The organism is Vibrio sp. KUL78, assembly GCF_059725505.1.
The window spans coordinates 156,579-172,359 of the sequence record NZ_AP045838.1; the positions used below are offsets into that span (position 1 = coordinate 156,579).

Annotated in this window: 14 protein-coding genes and 2 pseudogenes; 12 read left to right on the top strand and 4 right to left on the bottom strand. The window is 45.3% G+C overall.

Translation table 11 applies throughout. The annotated features are described in order from the left end of the window. Positions 1-29 precede the first annotated feature (29 nt). The 6 genes and pseudogenes from AC6I8Y_RS17310 (at position 30) to AC6I8Y_RS17335 (ending at position 5,042) form a co-directional block, all read left to right on the top strand. Positions 30-1,178, top strand: a complete 1,149-nt coding sequence (locus AC6I8Y_RS17310) for an exonuclease SbcCD subunit D (RefSeq protein WP_498022381.1) — start codon at positions 30-32, stop codon at positions 1,176-1,178. Positions 1,179-1,183: 5 nt separating this feature from the next. Beyond that, positions 1,184-2,002, top strand: a pseudogene (locus AC6I8Y_RS17315) (AAA family ATPase); the annotation flags it as partial. Between the two features lie 415 nt (positions 2,003-2,417). Then, positions 2,418-3,317: a hypothetical protein gene (locus AC6I8Y_RS17320; protein ID WP_498022383.1), complete on the top strand. Its 900-nt coding sequence runs from the start codon at positions 2,418-2,420 to the stop codon at positions 3,315-3,317. Positions 3,318-3,657: 340 nt separating this feature from the next. Continuing rightward, positions 3,658-4,230 (top strand): annotated as a pseudogene (locus AC6I8Y_RS17325) (SbcC/MukB-like Walker B domain-containing protein); the annotation flags it as partial. 13 nt (positions 4,231-4,243) lie between these two features. Then, positions 4,244-4,555, top strand: a complete 312-nt coding sequence (gene yqfB / locus AC6I8Y_RS17330; RefSeq protein ID WP_498022385.1) for a N(4)-acetylcytidine aminohydrolase — start codon at positions 4,244-4,246, stop codon at positions 4,553-4,555. Between the two features lie 4 nt (positions 4,556-4,559). Then, positions 4,560-5,042: a 2-thiouracil desulfurase family protein gene (locus AC6I8Y_RS17335; protein WP_394150963.1), complete on the top strand. Its 483-nt coding sequence runs from the start codon at positions 4,560-4,562 to the stop codon at positions 5,040-5,042. A gap of 51 nt (positions 5,043-5,093) precedes the next feature. Here AC6I8Y_RS17335 and AC6I8Y_RS17340 read toward each other — a convergent pair whose 3' ends face one another. After that, on the bottom strand, positions 5,094-6,044 hold the full coding sequence (locus AC6I8Y_RS17340; protein ID WP_498022387.1) for an ADP-ribosylglycohydrolase family protein: 951 nt from the start codon (positions 6,042-6,044) through the stop codon (positions 5,094-5,096). Between the two features lie 149 nt (positions 6,045-6,193). On the opposite strand from AC6I8Y_RS17340, the gene AC6I8Y_RS17345 reads away from it, so the two are divergent. Next, positions 6,194-7,462 carry an O-acetylhomoserine aminocarboxypropyltransferase/cysteine synthase family protein gene (locus AC6I8Y_RS17345; RefSeq protein WP_252017007.1) on the top strand — a complete coding sequence of 423 codons (1,269 nt, stop codon included), beginning with the start codon at positions 6,194-6,196 and terminating at the stop codon, positions 7,460-7,462. Positions 7,463-7,519: 57 nt separating this feature from the next. On the opposite strand, the gene AC6I8Y_RS17350 is transcribed toward AC6I8Y_RS17345, so the two are convergent. The 3 genes from AC6I8Y_RS17350 to AC6I8Y_RS17360 all read right to left on the bottom strand — a co-directional run bounded on the left by AC6I8Y_RS17350 (position 7,520) and on the right by AC6I8Y_RS17360 (position 10,013). Continuing rightward, entirely contained in the window at positions 7,520-8,539 is a 1,020-nt protein-coding gene (locus AC6I8Y_RS17350; protein ID WP_498022389.1) for an OmpA family protein, read from the bottom strand. A 144-nt stretch (positions 8,540-8,683) separates the two neighbouring features. Continuing rightward, the gene (locus AC6I8Y_RS17355) at positions 8,684-9,514 is read right to left on the bottom strand and encodes a LysR family transcriptional regulator (RefSeq protein ID WP_394150966.1); all 831 of its coding nucleotides are present in this window, start codon (positions 9,512-9,514) and stop codon (positions 8,684-8,686) included. Between the two features lie 106 nt (positions 9,515-9,620). Next, the gene (locus AC6I8Y_RS17360) at positions 9,621-10,013 is read right to left on the bottom strand and encodes a glycine zipper family protein (RefSeq protein WP_234496892.1); all 393 of its coding nucleotides are present in this window, start codon (positions 10,011-10,013) and stop codon (positions 9,621-9,623) included. Between the two features lie 505 nt (positions 10,014-10,518). Between AC6I8Y_RS17360 and AC6I8Y_RS17365 the strand changes: the two genes are divergently transcribed. The 5 genes from AC6I8Y_RS17365 (at position 10,519) to AC6I8Y_RS17385 (ending at position 15,521) form a co-directional block, all read left to right on the top strand. Then, a complete protein-coding gene (locus AC6I8Y_RS17365) occupies positions 10,519-11,505 on the top strand; it encodes a cytochrome-c peroxidase (protein ID WP_498022392.1) in 987 nt (328 codons plus the stop codon). A gap of 202 nt (positions 11,506-11,707) precedes the next feature. Beyond that, positions 11,708-12,589, top strand: coding sequence for a 6-pyruvoyl trahydropterin synthase family protein (locus tag AC6I8Y_RS17370; RefSeq protein WP_498022394.1), 882 nt, complete (start codon positions 11,708-11,710; stop codon positions 12,587-12,589). Positions 12,590-12,726: 137 nt separating this feature from the next. Then, positions 12,727-13,635, top strand: a complete 909-nt coding sequence (locus tag AC6I8Y_RS17375) for a DUF6279 family lipoprotein (protein ID WP_394150969.1) — start codon at positions 12,727-12,729, stop codon at positions 13,633-13,635. 18 nt (positions 13,636-13,653) lie between these two features. After that, positions 13,654-13,899 carry a hypothetical protein gene (locus AC6I8Y_RS17380; RefSeq protein ID WP_042471859.1) on the top strand — a complete coding sequence of 82 codons (246 nt, stop codon included), beginning with the start codon at positions 13,654-13,656 and terminating at the stop codon, positions 13,897-13,899. A 104-nt stretch (positions 13,900-14,003) separates the two neighbouring features. Next, positions 14,004-15,521, top strand: a complete 1,518-nt coding sequence (locus AC6I8Y_RS17385; protein ID WP_498022395.1) for an NAD(P)H-hydrate dehydratase — start codon at positions 14,004-14,006, stop codon at positions 15,519-15,521. Positions 15,522-15,781 lie beyond the last annotated feature (260 nt).

The window sequence follows — 15,781 nt, forward strand, 5'->3', positions numbered from 1 at the left end:
TAAGGTTGGACCATAACAAATTGAACTGAATGAAATTTATCCACACTTCCGATTGGCACCTCGGTCGTCAGTTTCACAACGTGTCTCTACTCGACGACCAGAAACACGTCCTCGAACAAATTAAACACTACTTGGCTACGAATGATATTGATGCACTGCTTATTGCAGGGGATGTCTACGATCGCTCTGTACCGCCAACGTCTGCCATTGAAGTTTTGGATGAGTTTTTGAATCACGTGGTTCAAGAGCTTGCTATCCCTGTCATCATGATCTCTGGAAATCACGACGGGGCCAAAAGACTCGGGTTCGGTTCAAGACAGTTTGGCCAAGCGGGTCTGCATATCATTAGCTCATTAGAACAAATCACGACCCCGATAGAAATCACCGACAAGCAGGGCCATACGGTGTTCTTTTATGGGTTGCCTTATGCCGATCCTGAGCAAGTACGCCATCACTACAAAGTCTCGGTCAGTAATCACGATGAAGCCCACCAATATATGGCTGAACAGTTAAATGCAGTGGTGGATTATTCAAAGCAAAATGTCCTACTGAGCCACTGCTTTATAGATGGAGCGCAGACGTGTGAATCAGAGCGTACACTTTCAATTGGTGGTGCTGATCGAGTCAGTTATGAGCACTTTAAGCAGTTCGATTATGTCGCTCTGGGTCATTTGCATCAGGCGCAAAAGCGTGGAGCAGAGCACATACGATATTCCGGCTCGATAATGAAGTATTCCTTCTCTGAGCAGTTTCACAACAAAGGTATGACCTTGGTTGAGCTTTCTCCTGGTCAAACTGAGCCTGTGATATCAACCGTACCTCTTACTGCACCTCACGATATGCGTATTATCGAAGGTGACCTCCTCGACCTTATTGAGCAGGGTAAGCAAGACCCAAATGCAGATGACTATCTGTTAGTCAGGCTGACGGACAAACATGCGATCCTAGACCCAATGGCGAAGCTTCGTGAGGTATATCCTAACGTACTTCATTTAGAGAAGCCTGGCATGCTGATTGGCGTAGAGACCGAAATGGGGCAAGCGAGGCTAGGGCGCTCAGAGATTGATATGTTCCAAGACTTCTTCCTTGAGGTTCAGGGTGATGCAATGACAGAAGACCAAACCGACATGGTCTCGGATGTATTACAGTCACTGCGTAAACAGACAGAGGATCAGTAAGTAGAATGAAACCGATTAAACTGACTCTGCAAGCCTTTGGCCCATTTTCTGGTGTCGAACAGATAGACTTTCGTTCTTTGGGTGAGTCGCCGCTATTTCTCATCAACGGTCCGACGGGCTCAGGAAAGAGCTCGATTCTAGATGCCATTTGTTACGCCCTGTATGGCGAAACGACGGGTAGTGAGCGCACCGGTGACCAGATGCGCTGTGATTACGCAGATGCTAAGCTATTGACGACGATTACCTTTGAGTTTGAACTCGCTAACGTGCGCTACCAAATCACTCGTAGTCCAGACCAAGAAGTGCCAAAACAGCGCGGTGAGGGCATGACCAAGAAGTCTCACTCTGCCGAGCTGATTAACCTCGATACCGACACACTGATTGCCAGTAGGCCTAAACAGGTCGCTACAGAAGTCCAAACCCTTATTGGGCTAGATGTTAAGCAGTTCCGTCAAGTAATGGTGATTCCACAAGGCAAATTTCGAGAATTGTTAACCGCTAGCTCTAAAGAGCGCGAGTCTATTTTTGGTCAGCTATTTCAAACCCAGATCTATACCACCATAGAGCGTGTTTTGTTTGAACGTGCTGCGGGCATTCGCAAAGCTAAAGAAGAGTTTGATAATCAGATCAAAGGTGCTTTAGATGTGGCCTCGATTGAGTCAGAACAGCACCTGATTCAGGTTTTAGCAGATCTGACGCCGATTATTGAAAAGTCCGAAGTAGAGCTTAAACAAGCAGAAGCCGCGAGAGCTAACGCCCAACAAACCTTAGACGCTGCTCTGCAGATCGAGCAAAAGTTCACGGCTAAGGCCGAGCTAGAGCAGGCTCAAACTAGGCATAACCAAAGGTTGGATGAGATTCAGCAAGCGACACTTCAGCTCAATGCACATAAATCTGCTTTGGCAATTCAGAGCAGCTACGATAGCAGCGTGCGACTTGGCAAAGAGGTGTCGGTACTATCTGATCGTATCAAGAATGGCCTTACTAAGATTTCAGAAGCTAAAGCTGAGAAAACGAAGGCGACTGCGACTTTTGAACACGCTCACCAAGCAAATGAAGGGATGAAAGCTTCACACCAAGAGCTGTTTGAGCTTAAAGCCCTAATCGGTCGATTGAAAGAACTCGATGAGAAAAAAATCGAGCTCACTAATGCGAGTCAACAAGTCCAATCCTTGACGGCAAATCAAGCTGCTCTGAGCGATCAATTAAAGCTGATTACTCAGCAAGAAGAGGAGCTGAATGGCTCTCTTACTCGTGCTCAAAAAAGAAAAAGCTCAGTTAAATGAACTAACCCTTGCACTCGATCTTGAAACCAAGAAGCAGCAGTCGCTACTCAGCCTTTCAAGTATCGAAGCCTCTCTGCAGGAAGGTCTAAAACAGAAAGCAATACTCATGTCATCGCTCTCTGCGCAGGAGACCGAGGTTAAACAAGCGCAACAAACGAGGACAGAAGCGGAAATACAGTGGCATACAGGTCAGGCAGCTTTACTTGCTGCGAGCTTAGAAACCGGCTCGCCTTGCCCCGTGTGTGGTAGTTTGGACCATCCTAAAGTTGCGGAGTCAGTCGAAAAGGCTGTGACGCTTGATCAAGTCAATGCGTTAAGAGACCAAGAAGCTCGCTCGAGCCAAGCGCTCACCGTATACAAGCAAAAGCAGACAGAGCTAGAAAGTCAACTAGCTTCGTTATCGGAAAGAAAACAGGACACACTGCGCTCACTTGGTATTGAGTCCACCGAGTTGCCACGCTTTGCTGAAACCGTGAATAGAAATATTGCTGAGCTTACGAGCCAAATAGCGAAACTCCAAGCTATCGACCTCGATAGCCTGGAGCGTCAGTTGAAGCAATCCTCAGATAAACGTGTGCAGCTACAGGCTAAATTTGAACAACAGGCCATATTAATTACCGATGCTACTAACGTGATGCAACACTTACAAGGTGTCGTAAGTTCGCTAACGCAAAGTAATAACACGGGCTTTGATAACGCCCAAGCCGTGGTGGCGCGTCAGCAAGTGTTAGAGTCAGATATTGCTCAAAAAGCTAAGGCACTTGAACAATCCCAAGAGTCTTTGAAACAAGCGAGCGAAATGCTAGCTAAGTTCGAATCACATCTTGAGACCTTACAAAAAAGACCTCGATGAACGCGAAAAAGAACGAATTAACGCTCAAAGCCATTGGCAATTGCAATTATCCAGCAGTCCATTTACTGATGAGAACGCGTTCCTGAACGCGAAGTTAGTTGATGCTCAGGCTGAAGAGCTTAGCCAACGTATAGAGCAATATCAGCACGACGGCATTCGTATCAAAGAGCAGTTAAATCTTATCTCTGCTCAGATAGGCGAGCAGACTCTGCCCGATGTAGAGCAGTTAAAGCTTGTTAAGTCGCAAATGGAGGAGACGTATCAGTCTGCACTCAAGCAGTTCCAAATGCACCAGTCTCAGTTCAATAACCTTACTCAAGTGCGCAAGCGTATTGATGCGCTACGTGAGCAAAATGAAGAGCTCGATAAACAATATCAAGTAGTAGGGACACTGAGCGATGTAGCGAATGGTCGCACGGGCAACAAAATCAGTCTTCACCGCTTCGTACTCGGCGTATTGCTTGATGATGTGCTGATTCAGGCGTCACAGCGTTTAAGACTGATGAGTAAAGGTCGCTACGATTTAAAACGCAAAGAAGCCCGAACGAAAGGTAACGCAGGCTCAGGTCTCGATCTCATTGTCGAGGATGCCTACACGGGTAAATGGCGCGACGTAGCGACGCTATCGGGTGGTGAGTCGTTTATGGCTGCGTTGTCCTTGGCATTGGGCCTCTCTGATGTCGTTCAGTCATATAGCGGCGGCATTCGCCTCGATACGCTATTTATCGATGAAGGTTTTGGTAGTTTAGACCCGGAATCTTTAGATCTTGCAGTTCAAACACTCGTCGAGCTACAACAATCAGGCCGCACGATAGGGATTATTTCTCACGTGTCGGAGCTGAAAGAACAAATGTCGCTTCGCTTGGATGTCCATGCATCTCGAGTAGGCAGCACCGTTAGTTTGGTCAATTAGGAGACAGAACACAATGCGTGACCAAATCACTTTTTTCGAACGCTTTGAAGCCGATATCATGTCGGGTAAAAAGACAATCACTATCCGCGATAAGTCAGAAATCGACTTTGAGCTTAACCGCACTATAACTGTTGCCACGTTTGAGGATGGTAGGGTGTTCGGCAACCTGAATATCCTGACGATTACACCAATGTCGTTTGACGATATTAACGAAACGCATGCTCTCCAAGAAAATATGACGCTTCCTCAGCTTCGAGAGGTGATACGTGAAATTTATCCAGAAGAAGATGAGTTGTACGTGATTGAGTTTGTTGTTGCGGAGTAAATCGTTGGAAAAGGTACTTGTCAGCGCCTGCTTGTTAGGAAACAAAGTAAGATACAATGGCAGTTGTTTATCAATCTCTGAGCCTGATCTTAAGTGGTTGAACTCCAACTTCGAACTAGTCGCTATCTGTCCTGAAGTTTCGTCAGGTTTAACAACGCCAAGGGCCCCTGCAGAGATCATCGGGGGAGAAGGGGTCAATGTAATTGGAGGCTCAGCGAGCGTTGTTGGAGATGATGGTATTGACGTTACATCTCAATTTTTAGTCGGTGCAAGGAATGCACTGGAAATCTGCCAGCAACAGAATATCAAGTACGCGATTCTCGCTGAAGCGAGTCCGTCCTGTGGTAGCTCAAAGATTTATGATGGGAGCTTTCAAGGGATCAAAGTTGATGGCGCTGGCGTAACAGCCGCTTTGTTAGAAGCCAACGAGATCAGAGTCTTCAGCCAGCATTCAATTTCTATGTTGCGCACGACCTTAGATAAATAACCAAGCTCAGGGGAGCTCAACCCCCTGAGTGATTTCGTAGAGCTAAAGATACTAGATAAACAGCAGTCTTTGGCATGCTAGCAACGATTTTGGTAACGATACTTTCAATTCCCAGTCACGCGGAATGTCTTCGTCTGTTCCCTGATAGCATGCAGCTAGCACCGCACCGAGTAAAATCGCACGGCCGCAACTATCTCCACCACACAGTATGTTCTCCCGAATCGATGCTTCGTAGCTGGTGGCATTAAGAAGAAGATGAGCGGTCACCGCTAATGAGGCTTCAAGCCCACAGTGCATCCCTAGTTCCTGTGCCACTTCATTTGATGGTTTCAGAATTCGCTCTTCGGCTGCTTGTATCGCCTTATCTGAGACTTTAGAAATCCCTTTAGCGCTTTTCACGCACTCAGCGGGCGTTTTCCCTGCTATCGCTTGCATTATCATCATTGCAGAAGCTAGAGCATAATCGACGGCATTGTCATTGTTGTTAGTGACTCTAACAGCGGATTCGACAAGGTCATTAAGTGTTTCGTCGCTGTGATGAATTGCCAAAAGTGCGGGTAGCTTTGATAGGGCAGGGTTTTGCGTATCATCAGCGCCCACTTGATTAAGTGGTTCTTCTTGAGCTTCTAGGGCATGAATATTGAGTATGGTGAGTTTAGTGGGCTTATCTATATAGCCACACCATTTTCCACCAAGATCAAACCAATCACGAAATGCTCGAATATAACTAGCTTCTTCGTATTTGCCATGCACTGCTAGAGCATCCAACATTGCGATCAGTTGGGCGCCGTACTGAGAGTAATCCCCAGGTTTTTTGCCATGATGTGCATAGTAGCCTTTGTCTATATAGTCCTTCTCGTTAGCAGCATGAAACTCTGGAGTGCCGTTGGATAAGGTCTTGATGGCGACTTGGTCATAAAGCCAATGAAAGCCCATTGACGCGGCATCGGCAACCAACGCACCGATAACGGAATTTAAAGCTCGATTGTTTTCGCTATTCATCTCGTGTCCATACATCACATTAGTGGTCCTAGTCTCTGTTATTGTAGGCGGTTTGGGGTAGACTTTTTTGGGGCTAACGCAAAAATTTGCTTTGTGCTTGAAGTGGCTTGCGCCTAAACCATTTGGACTACTACGTGAAAGGAATAACGATGAAAGACGAGACTCTATCAATACATCACGGTTACGAAACGGATCCAACAACCAAGTCGGTAGCAACTCCTATCTACCAAACGGTCGCTTATGAGTTCGATAGTGCCCAGCACGGTGCGGACCTTTTCAATCTAGAAGTACCTGGCAACATCTACACTCGAATCATGAATCCAACCAACGATGTGCTTGAGCAGAGAATGGCGGCGCTAGAAGGTGGAATTGCTGGTTTAGTGGTAAGCGCAGGTAGTGCCGCGATTAACTATGCGATTTTGACGTTGGCGGAAGCGGGCGACAACATTGTTTCCACACCACAGCTTTACGGTGGCACATATACCTTGTTTGCGCACATGCTGCCGAAGCAGGGCATTCAGGTAAAGTTTGCTAAAGATGATAGCCCTGAGTCTATTGCTGAGCTAATCGATGAAAACACGAAAGCTGTGTACTGTGAGTCTATTGGTAACCCTGCGGGTAATATTGTTGATATCGAGGGCATTTCAACACTCGCTCACCAAGCAGGTGTGCCAGTCATTGTAGACAACACAGTCGCGACTCCTGTGCTATGTAAACCCATCGAGTTTGGTGCGGACATTGTAGTCCACTCGCTTACGAAATACGTTGGCGGTCATGGTACATCGCTCGGGGGCGTTATTATCGATTCTGGTAAATTCCCTTGGGATCAACACAAAGATCGTTTCCCAGTCTTTAACCAGCCAGAGCCTTCTTATCACGGTGTTGTCTACACCGAAGCATTTGGTCCTGCAGCGTTTATTGGTCGTGCTCGAACCGTGCCACTGCGTAACACAGGCTCTGCGTTATCACCAATGAACTCTTTCATGCTGTTACAAGGCTTAGAAACTTTGTCACTGCGAATGGAGCGTCATACTGAAAACGCCATTAAAGTTGCTGAATTCTTGCAAAATCATGAGAAGGTAAGCTGGGTGTCTTACGCTGGACTTGAAAGCTCTAAGTACTATGAGCTAGCAGGTAAGTATATGAAGGGTAAGCCTTCTGCAATTCTCTCATTTGGTCTTAAAGATGGATACGAAGCAGGTGTCAGGTTCTACGATGCGCTACAGATATTCAAACGCTTGGTAAACATTGGGGATGCCAAATCACTGGCTTGCCACCCAGCATCGACAACTCACCGTCAGATGAGTGAAAGCGAACAGTTAGAAGCCGGTGTGAGACCTGAGATGATCCGTCTGTCTGTCGGGATTGAACATATTGATGATATTTTGGCTGACCTAGAACAGGCACTCAAAGCCTAGTCTATTCAAATAAAAAAGCGGGTCCAAATGGACCCGCTTTTAGATGATTACTGGAAACTATTGAGTTTTTTCCATCATCTCTTCTACTGTGTACTCAAACTCCGGAACTGTAATTTCTACACGACGGTTTTGAGCTCGGCCTTCAGACGTAGAGTTGTCTGCTACCGGGTTAGATTCACCCATACCGCTCACAGACATTCTTGAACGATCAATGCCTTGAGACTCTAGGTACGAAGCGATTGATTCGGCACGCTCTTCAGAAATACGTTGGTTTACTTCTTCAGGACCAGATGAATCTGTGTAACCGACAATAGTCACTGTCGCTTCTGGATGCTCTTTCATTAGTGCGATGAGAGGATCAAAATCAGCTTTCTTCTCTTCGTCTAGCTCTGTGCTATTAAATGCGAAGGTCTCTTGACCAGACACTTGCTCAAATGTTTTGGTCATAACCACAGCTTCTACTACTGGTGGCTCTTCAGCCGGTGCTTGAGTTACTGCAGCAGCGGTCGCTGCGGCAGCAGCTGCAGCTGCATTACCAAATGAGTAAGATACGCCTAACCAGAATGTATCAACGTCTGTATTGAGCCAGCCATCTTTAAAGTCATTAATACGTTGGTACTCAAGTCTACCAGACCAAGCAGTAGCAAAATCGTATTCAAGACCAACACCACCCATCAGAGCGGTCGCGTTTCTATCACCATAAGTGGTGTACGCTGCCCCGACTTTAGCGAATACAGACCAGTCGTCGGTAAACGGATAAGCAAATTTTGGTGCGAGAGTTAGCGCGCTCATGTTCACGTCTTGGCGATAACCAGTACTCCCCTCGATAAACGAAGTTTTATAGCTACCTAGCCAATCGTAAGCGAACTCGAGCGCGATATAATCATTCCAATCATAACCAGCGAAGAAACCTGCACTGAAGCCACTATCAGTACATTCTGCGCCAGAGATATTACAGGCATCGGAGAGCTGTGAGCCCCCTAAACGACCACCTAAGTAGAATCCTTCATCGGCCAAGACGGGTGCTGCTGCCGTCATGGCACCTATTATTGATGCTGCTACCACTGTTTTTCTCATAATGACGTCCTTTTTATCGTTAACGATGCGATTTGATACATCAATGATAAAAATAGGTTAGCTTTTCGCCATTTTCAAAAATAAACAAAGAAGTTTCATATACTTTGCAGCTTTTTTGATGGTTGGTGAACATTTTGTCGTTGGTTAGTTGTCAGAAATTGCTGATAGTCGTTCGTAGGAAAGTGGCCTATATCGTTTTAGAATTGGATCGATTATTGATATTAGCCATTGGATCTTGTGTTCATTCTTGCGAGTTGCTTTGGCTAGTATTGCTAAGTCTAATTGTACAGGAGCACTTTCCGGATCTTCAGACATGTGGTAACGAAGTGTGTAGCAGTCATCGAGAAGCTGCGTCATCAAGGCATGGTTATCGACAAACAGGGTAGCTTCTGCGTCGCTTTTGAGAAGTTTGTATAGATTGAGATTTTCGTTTAAGTCAGCGACTAAGTACTTTACGAATTCGCCTTGCTTGTTGCCGTATAGTTCACCGGTACCGGTATGCACGTATTTTTGAAAAATGGATTGCGGCCTGTCTGTCAGCGCATGTACGCCAATGTCAATTTGCTCGGTGAGAAGCAATGATTCAGACACTTTACTCCATTGCCTTATTTCTATGGGGGCTTTTGTGTGCCGGCGTATGGTTTGGATTATCTCTTTGCCACATGAAATTAAGTAAGGCTCGATTAAATGTATTGTTACTTTATCGACAGCGCTAGGGGCGAATGTATCGGGCTTAAGAGCGTCTGTAATTTGGTTGATAGCATGCTTTAGCTTTGGCTCCAGTCCAATCGCATAACTTGTTGGAGTGAGTCCGCTTGCATCTCTTACGAATAAAGGGTCATCGAGCTCTTCGCGCAGCTGGGCAAGCACTTTGGAGATATACGACTGCGATCTACCCAAAGCGACACCGGCTTTAGAGGTAGAGCCAGTCTCCATTAAAGTGAGAAATACGCGAAGGGCATTGAGATCGTTCATATATGTCGATATCCATTAAGTGAATGAAATTACTATAAACGTATATGAAGATTCAGGGTATCTCAATGCCTTGTATAGAATAGAAATGTAACTTTACTAGAACGAGTTAGTTTAATACGACATATCCACGATTGGTCATACAGTTTTTTACAACAGTTTGCTGGTCTTGCTTATATTGCTCTGCGTTATCTCTGTTCGCACGCCCGCGACCGAGTACACCCGCAGCAAGCCCTACGGCAGCGCCTTTCTTCGCACCCTCAGTCCCAGAACCGCCAGCAATAGCCACGCCAGCTGAACCAAGAGCTGCGCCTTTGGCTGCACCACTGATCGCACCACCGGAAGCTTGTTGCTTCTGCACTTGACCGGCCATCTCTTCACATTTGTGTAAGTCATAGACGTAGTCTTTCTCGTCAACACCTTCCATATCGACAATCACATTCGCAAAACTAGAGAATGAGGTGAGGCAGGTAAGTGCAACGGCGTAGACAGTTTTTTTCATAATCACGACTCCAATTGGTTTGCCACTATGGTAATCCAACGTAAAAAACCTTTTGGAATATCAATTATTACCAGAGGAATAACGGATGACCATTTTGTTGATAGGTGGGAGCTTGAAACCTCGTAAAACTGGGCATTTACAGTGTTAATTGACAAGAAAGAGCTGAGTTTGGTTATACTGCGAAGTGCCGTACGCTAATGCCTAACAAATTGATTTGAATCAATCGAATGCGTAAAGAATGTGTGAATGAATTGTAATAACAAAATCATTACTAACGACGTAGTCATTTTATATTCAAGGGCTGCAGGCTTGAATAGGTTTTAACATTCCTTTTTTCTATAAATCCAATCGAGTTTTTGCATTATATTTGCGACGCTCTGTTAATTATTATTTCCACACCAAATGGATGGATTAAGTCGAATATTAAATTCGGCGTCAATATAACGATAAATTTCTATTAAAACTTGCATGCCAAATTGTTGTTGAATACACAAAAGGAAGTAGCATGAACAAAAATATTATTATATCAATGATGGTGGTTGTGTCTTGCAGTGCCTACGCTTCTCGCGAAAGCAGTGAGCCTATTAAAGTTATCGAGCCTGCTACAGGCTTAGATAGCGCAAAGGTTGAGCTCGGTAAGACGCTATGGTTTGAACCTCGGCTTTCGGCTTCAAATACTATTTCATGTAATTCATGCCACAATGTGGCAAAGGGTGGGGTGGATAATTTACCTAGCTCAATTGGCCATAAATGGGCAGTAGGTGGAATTAACTCCCCAACGGTACTTAATTCCGATTTGAATTTTGTACAGTTTTGGAATGGACGCGCAAAAGATTTGCAAGAACAAGCTGCCGGACCAATAGAAAACCCAATTGAAATGGCTTTTTCTCATGATTTAGCTATTGGCACTTTAAAATCTATTCCGCAATATCGAGAATGGTTTAAAGAAGCATATGGAAAAGAAGACTTTACTATTACCGAAGTCACCGATGCCATTGCGACGTTTGAAAAAACGCTTCGCACTCCCAATTCTGCTTTCGACCAATGGCTTAAGGGCGACGACAGCGCACTTAACACAGAGCAAGTTGAAGGCTACGCGCTCTTCAAGCAGAAGGGCTGTACCTCTTGTCACAGTGGCCCATTGGCTGGTGGGCAGATGTATCAGAAGATGGGTTTGGTAAAGGCTTTTGAAACCGACAATACAGATATTGGTAGAGCCGCTATAACAGGTAATGACTTTGACAAGTATGTGTTCAAGGTGCCGACGCTGCGTAATATCGAACTAACCTATCCGTACTTCCATGATGGTTCTGTGTGGGATCTACAAGAAGCGGTAGAGGTGATGGCGGATATCCAATTGGGCATTCCAGTAACAAAACAAGAGGCGAAGAAAATCACCGCGTTTCTTCATTCTCTTACCGGAGAGCAGCCTGTAATCACATTGCCTCATTTGCCACCGTCGACTAATGAGACAGCAAGACCACAGATTTAAAGTGATAAACTGAAAAGTCAAAAGCTCCCATAGGGAGCTTTTGTTCGTTTTGAGACCAATAAACGCTCATAGACTAGACTTGATGTGTCTCAAGATATTAAAAATCAGAAATTTTCTTTACGCATAGCATGCTTCTTTTTGTGACATAGGTATAATGCGCAGTCCGAGCGTAATGACAACTACTATCAATAAGGAACCCAGTTTGAATCTATTTGTCAGAGATCTTACCGTTATCGACTCTTCTTACCTTTGCGAAACACGAGGCATGGTGGGAGAAAGTTGGATCGTGGACGTCATTTTGTCCGGTGAGCTCAACGAGATGAGCATGGTGCTAGACTTTGGCAAAGTTAAGAAGCAGATCAAACGTCTTATCGATGAGTATGTCGATCACCGCCTACTAGTACCAATGAAAAGCAGTGCTGTTCACCACGCTGCCACTATGGCTGGCTATTCGACACTCGATTTCATGCGCGGTGATAAGAGTATCCATCTACACAGTCCCGATGAAGCGTTTTGTTTGATCGATTCCGATGAAATTACCATTGAGGCAGTGACGCAATACATCTACCAGATCCTAAACGGTAATTTGCCGGAAAACGTTGAGGGTCTTGAAATTACGCTTCGCCATGAAAACATTAATGGCGCGTTTTATCACTACACTCACGGCTTGAAAAAACACGATGGTAACTGCCAACGCATCGCTCATGGACACCGTTCACCGATTGAGCTTATCGTCGATGGTCAGCGAGATGAAGAAAAAGAGTCAGCGTTCGCAAAGCGTTGGCAAGACATTTATTTAGGGTCTAAAGAAGACCAAGTCGATATTTCTACATTAAGTCTTAGCGAACAAGCGAAAGGAATCGATGACTCAACCCATTTTGGTTTCCGTTATCAGGCGCCGCAAGGGGAATTTGAGCTCGCGATTTCAAAGCAAGAGACTGAGATTCTTGATACAGATACAACCGTTGAGTTACTTGCAAACTTTATAGCCGATGAAGTGAAGGCTTCCATGCCCGTTGAGCAGTCATTGCAGGTTGTCGCTTATGAAGGTGTGGGTAAGGGAGCAATGGCCTTTCGCTCATAATCCCCACAGAACCTTTAGCTCAAAAATAAAGTACTAGAAGCGCCCTTTGATGGGCGCTTTTTGCATTTTCAATCTAATCTTGTTGTAGAAAGCGTATAAGCGTTTGTCGGGTTTTCAGAATTGAAATGGAGAGCAAAGTGTTCAAGAAATCAAGGCTATGGGCGGTTGGCTTGCTGTTTGTCATTACGGGTTGTACGACTAAGTTTCTCTATAGCAACCTAGATTGGTTGTTGGTGGAATATATTGACGACTATGTGACGCTCAACGATGGTCAGGAGGACATTCTTAGTGAACGGATTCTTGTGCTTGGGCAATGGCATAAAGAAAATGAGCTACCACAGTACGTCAAACAGCTCGATGCTATTAGTAATAAAGACCCTAAGCAAGTAGATAGCGACTATGTGTTAGCACAAATGGATGAGGTCAAAACACACACCAAGCGCCTGGTAGAACAGATCACTCCTGACTTGTACGCTTTGACTCAGCAAATGAGTGATGAGCAAGTAAAAGAACTCATTGAGAACTTCGAAGAAAAAAATCGAGACTTCGTAAAGAAATATGAAGGTATGAATGACGATGAGGTTCGGGAGATTTATCACGAGCGCATAGAGGAAAACTTCGAGCGTTGGTTCGGCTCTGTCAATGATACGCAAAAGCTGTTAGCCAAAGAGTGGGCAAGCAGTATGAAAGTCACGGTATTTGACTGGCAGGAACACCGTAAGCAGATGAATTACTACATGCGTCAGCTTCTCAACCGCCGTGCAGACCTTGCCTATTACCAGCCTGAGTTCCAGCGTTTTTTGAATGATTCAGAAAGCTATTACACTCCAGAGCTTGCCGCTAAGATCGCGCACAACCGCGCGTTGGCGGCTAAGTACATTGCGCTTGCAGTTAACAGTATTAATGCCAAGCAGCAATCTCATTTGGCGTCAGAAATTGATGAGTGGAAAACCATTGCAGAAGATCTAATGACGTCGATGTCATTAGACCATAGTCCAAGAGAATTTTTAGTCTTTAAGTCTTACACTGAACAGGTACTAATTTAAGGAGCGAGTACCTGTATGATGGAACTAGGGTTATTTTGGACTGAGAAGGCACTATTGGTAGTCGGCGTTCTCTTTATACTCACGGGTATTGTGCAATATGGACGCCGCAGTCATGACTGGAAGGGTGTTGTGACCATGTTCTACAAGCGAGTACCAATGAACGTAGGCGAGTACAAGCGTTATCGTCTTGGCGTTGCCTTTGTTATTTTCGCAGTTGTACTTAGGTTTGCTCTGCACGTTCTGTGGCCGCAATATACCTTGTAAGCCAACGCTTTTCTGATTCGTCTATTCTTCTCACATTCGTAGCGCAGTACGTTTGTTATGCTAATACCAACTAGTCATTGGTGACGACAACAACGGAATGCGCTATGAATACCAATCATCACTTCACCACACTTCCTGAAGCGCTCTATACCTCTCTTCAAGTCAGAGAAGGTGAAAGGGCTGCAGCTAAGGCTTGTGATATCGATATGTACACTTTGATGTTACGCGCTGGGCAATCGGTATTTGAATGTCTTATAAGTCAATTTGAGAATGTATCTCGTATCTTGGTCTGCTGTGGTAAGGGTAACAACGGTGGTGATGGCTATGTGGTTGGTAAGCTCGCCTTAGAGCACAACATTGACGTCGAACTCTGGCAGCTAGGGTCTTCAAACGCACTAGTTGGAGATGCGGCGAGGGCTCGCGATGATTTTTTAGCTGCGGGTGGCTCTATTTCATCGCCTAAGAATGTCGTCCCAGAGAATACCGATGTCATTGTAGACGCCTTGCTGGGAACGGGTATTAGCGGCGATGTCCGCGATTTTTACTCGCATGTTATTGACCGTATCAACCAATCTAAAGCCTCTGTGATTGCTGTCGACACCCCATCTGGATTGAATACCGACACGGGTTCTATAGCGGGTAATGCCGTGCTCGCTGACGCAACCGTTACGTTCATTGGAACAAAACAAGGGCTAGTGACGGCAAGAGCTCGAGAGTATACAGGTCAGTTGTACTTCGCCGGTCTTGGGGTTGATTCTGTTTTCGCACAGCAGAATGCACCGAGTGCTTTACTCACCAATCATTCATGGCTAAATCTTATAAAGAAAAGGCCGCGAGATGCTCACAAAGGGACTCAAGGAAGCGTTTTGGTGGTCGGTGGTAACAATGGCATGGGCGGCGCGGCGTATCTTGCTTCATGCTCGGCGCTTCGTGCAGGAGCAGGATTAGTTGCAACCTTATGCCAGGCTGAAAGTTTGCATTCAATACGTTCATTGCTACCAGAGGCTATGGTCACCGAAGCGGATTCGCAGGAACTAGAACGACGCACCGCGTGGAGCAAGGCACTATGTATTGGTCCTGGTTTAGGTCGAGATGAGTGGGGCAAAAACGTGTTCTCCCATGTATTCAATCAAGCTCGCTTACATGGGAAGCCATTGGTTATTGATGCTGATGGACTTTATTGGTTAGCTGCTACAGAAAAAGCGGAAGCATACTCAAACTACGTACTTACCCCTCATCCCGGAGAGGCTGCGCGCCTTTTAAATTGTGCGACAACTGACATCGAAGCTGACCGTTTCAATTCGATTAAACGGCTTCAAGCACAGTATGGCGGTGTGGTTGTACTAAAAGGTGCAGGGACATTAATTAGTGATGGAAAGACCGTAGTTGTTTGCCATGCAGGCAATGAAGGCATGGCGACGGGTGGTATGGGAGATGTTCTAGCAGGTGTAATTGCCTCCATACTCGCTCAGGGCTATCCAATGTTCAAGGCTGCTGTAATTGGTACATTAGTTCACAGCCTTGCTGCTGATAAAAATGTGACTCGATACGGAAAGGCAGGGTTAATGGCTTCTGACTTGCTTGATGAGATTCGACTTTGTATCAACGGCCTTGAAACGTAAGAAATGTGCAGCATGGATCAAAAAAGTTTGTTTTTTCTTGATGAGGTGCTCGCTAATTGACCGCAAATTTTAGGTCAAAAAGCCGCAATTTGATGCGTTTGGTGACAAAATCAACAGGAGAAAAACGTTTGCTTAGGCGTTTTTTCGTTGCGAGTAGTTAGTGGGTTTTTATTTAAGTTGTTGAAATATATGTGTATATGTTCGAAAGATAAGAGAGTTTTGGAAGTTTGCTGGAGGCGAATTTGTAGCTTTTCGGAATG